Below are 3,118 nucleotides of genomic sequence, written 5' to 3'. Positions count from 1 at the left end.
CCGCCGGTCCGCGTGTCGGCCCGCACGCACACCCCGTCGCAGGCTGGAGGAGCGCACCCGGCTCCCAGCTCTCCATTCACGCCCCGACCTGCCCGAACACCCGGTAATCCCACCCCCTCACCCTCCGTGACTCACCGGTTTGCCGTACGCGACCGTGCCGTGGTCGCAGCGTCGGCGGACGCTGATCGTGGGCTCGACGGCCTCCGGCCGCCCTCGGCGGTCCGAGGCGGACACCGTCGTGCCGGGCCGTACGCCGCTGACGGAGGAGAGACCGAGATGACCACCGCCCTCTCACGGAGCTGGGAACACGCCGTCGTCACGGGCGGCGCCGGGTTCGTCGGCTCCCACCTGTGCGCCGCCCTGCTGGACGCGGGCGCGGCCGTCACCTGCGTGGACGACTTCTGCACCGGCCGGCCCGAGAACATATCCCCGCTGCTCGAACGGCCCGGCTTCACGCTCGTGCAGGCCAACGTCGCCGAGGGCCTGCGGATCAAGCGACGGCCCGACCTCGTCCTGCACTTCGCCTCCCCGGCGTCCCCGGCGGACTACCTGCGACTGCCGCTGCACACCATGGAGACGGGCAGCCTCGGCACCCGCAACGCCCTGGAACTCGCACAGTCCTCCCGCGCCCGCTTCGTCCTCGCCTCGACCTCCGAGGTCTACGGCGACCCGCAGCAGAACCCCCAGGACGAGCGCTACTGGGGCAACGTCAACCCGGTCGGCCCGCGCAGCGTCTACGACGAGGCCAAACGCTTCGGCGAGGCGCTGACCACCGCCCACGCCGACAGCCACGGCACCGACACCTGCATCGTGCGGCTGTTCAACACCTACGGCCCGCGGATGCGCGGCCACGACGGACGCGCGGTGCCGACCTTCGTACGGCAGGCCCTGGCCGGCGAGCCCCTCACCGTGACCGGCGACGGCCGCCAGACCCGGTCGCTGTGCTACGTCGACGACACCGTCCGCGGCATCCTCGCGGCGGCCGCCCACGGCATGCGCGGCCCGGTCAACATCGGCAACCCGACCGAGATCACCATGCTCGACCTGGCCCGGCTGGTCGTCGAACTCGCCGGCTCCCCCTCGGAGATCCGCTTCATCGAACGCCCGGTGGACGACCCGGCCGTGCGCTGCCCGGACATCACCCTGGCCCGCGACAAGCTCGGCTGGGAACCGCAGGTGCGCGCCGAGGAGGGGCTGCGGCGCACGATCGCCTGGTTCCGCGAGGACGGAACCGACGACTGACCGACGACTGACCCGCCCGGGCACCCCCCCCGCACCACCGCGTCCGGTTTTCTCCCGACCGCCGAAAGGGCCGCCACCCCCATGCGCATCCTCGGAATCAACGCCCTCTTCCACGACCCCGCGGCCGCCCTGGTGATCGACGGGCGGACCGTCGCCGCCGCGGAGGAGGAGCGGTTCTCCCGGCGCAAGCACGGGAAGCGACCCCTGCCGTTCTCCGCCTGGGAGCTGCCCGAGAAGGCCGCCGCCTGGTGCCTGAAGCGGGCCGGGCTGCGGCCGCAGGACCTCGACGCGGTCACCTACTCCTTCGACCCGGCACTGGCCCGGCCCGCCGGGGACATGGGCCTGGACGACCCGTGGGACCACCTGCGGCTGACCTACGCCCGCGAGGCTCCCGGATTCCTGCGGACGGCCCTGCCCGGTCTCGACCCCGGCATCGTCCGCTTCGTGCCGCACCACATGGCCCACGCCGCCTCCGGCGCCTTCGCCGCACCGGACGCCGGTGACTCCTCCGTGCTGGTCCTGGACGGCCGCGGCGAACGCGCCTCCCACCTGGCCGCACGCCGCGTGGGAGACCGGCTGGAGGCGCTGCACGCACAGGACCTGCCGCACTCGCTCGGCCTCGTCTACGAGGAACTCACCGAACACCTCGGCTTCCTGCGCTCCTCCGACGAGTTCAAGGTGATGGCGCTCGCCTCCCACGGCACGCCACGCATGCTCGCCGAACTGCGCCGCCACGTGTACCCGACCGGCGACGGCGGTTTCCACGCCACCGGCGTGCCGTGGCAGGAGCTGTGCGCGCCGCGCGGCGCCGACGAGCCGTGGACGCAGGATCACGCCGATGTCGCCGCCAGCGCCCAGGCCGTGCTGGAGGAGACCCTGCTCGACCTCGTGCGCTGGCTGCACGGCCGTACCCACGACCAGGTGCTCACGCTCGCCGGTGGCGTCGCCCTCAACTGTGTCGCCAACTCCCGTATCGCAAGCGAGGGTCCCTTCTCCCGGGTGTGGGTGCAGCCCGCCGCCGGAGACGCCGGTACCGCCCTGGGCGGCGCCCTGCTGCTGTCCGCCGGCGAGGGCGACGAGCCGGAACCCATGGCCGGCGCCGACCTCGGCCGGGACTGGTCCGACGCGGAGCTCGGAGCCTGGCTGAAGACGGCCGCCGTACCCTTCGAACGGCCCCCGGACATCGCCGCCACCGTCGCCCGCGCCCTCGCGGACAACGCGATCGTCGCCTGGTTCCAGGGGCGCTCCGAATACGGCCCCCGGGCGCTCGGCCATCGCTCCCTGCTCGCCCACCCCGGGCACGCGGGCAACCTGGAACGGCTCAACGACGTCAAGGGCCGCGAGCAGTTCCGGCCCGTCGCCCCGATGGTCCTCGCCGACCGCGCCGCCGAGATCTTCGACGGCCCGCTGCCCAGCCCGTACATGCTGTTCGTGCACGACGTCGACCAGGAGTGGCGGGACCGCATCCCCGCCGTCGTGCACGTCGACGGCACCGCCCGCATCCAGACCGTCGACCCGGCCCGCGAACCGCTGGTGGCCCGCATGCTCGGCGAGTTCGAGCGGCTCACGGGACTCCCCGTCGTCGTCAACACCAGCCTCAACACGGCCGGCCGGCCCATGGTCGACGACCCGCGCGACGCCCTGGAGTGCTTCGGCTCCTCGCCCGTCGACCTGCTGGCCATCGGCCCGTACGCCGTCCGCCGCGGCGACCTGTTCCGCTCCGAGGACGCCGGAGGCCTGCGATGACCGAGCCCGACACCCGCAAGGGGAACGCCGAGTACGCCGTCGTCGTCCCGACCCTCGGCCGGCCCGGTCTGCGCGTGTGCCTGCACGCCCTGGCCGAGGCGAGCGGACCGGGGCCGGTCCGGGTGGTCCT

Annotated in this window: 2 protein-coding genes; both read left to right on the top strand. The window is 73.7% G+C overall.

The window, feature by feature from the left end:
* Nucleotides 1–276 precede the first annotated feature (276 nt).
* Entirely contained in the window at nt 277–1,242 is a 966-nt protein-coding gene (locus tag CA983_RS42035; protein WP_086605903.1) for an NAD-dependent epimerase/dehydratase family protein, read from the top strand.
* An 81-nt stretch (nt 1,243–1,323) separates the two neighbouring features.
* Nucleotides 1,324–2,988: a carbamoyltransferase family protein gene (locus CA983_RS42030; protein ID WP_086605902.1), complete on the top strand. Its 1,665-nt coding sequence runs from the start codon at nt 1,324–1,326 to the stop codon at nt 2,986–2,988.
* Nucleotides 2,989–3,118 lie beyond the last annotated feature (130 nt).

The sequence above is a fragment of the Streptomyces swartbergensis genome, from assembly GCF_002148965.1.
GTDB lineage: Bacteria > Actinomycetota > Actinomycetes > Streptomycetales > Streptomycetaceae > Streptomyces > Streptomyces swartbergensis.
This window is presented reverse-complemented; position numbering and strand designations above follow the sequence as displayed.

Excerpts from the sequence above, each read along its gene's own strand:
- CA983_RS42035 (WP_086605903.1), top strand. The coding sequence starts at position 277 with ATGACCACCGCCCTCTCACGGAGCTGGGAACACGCCGTCGTCACGGGC.
- CA983_RS42030 (WP_086605902.1), top strand. The coding sequence starts at position 1,324 with ATGCGCATCCTCGGAATCAACGCCCTCTTCCACGACCCCGCGGCCGCC.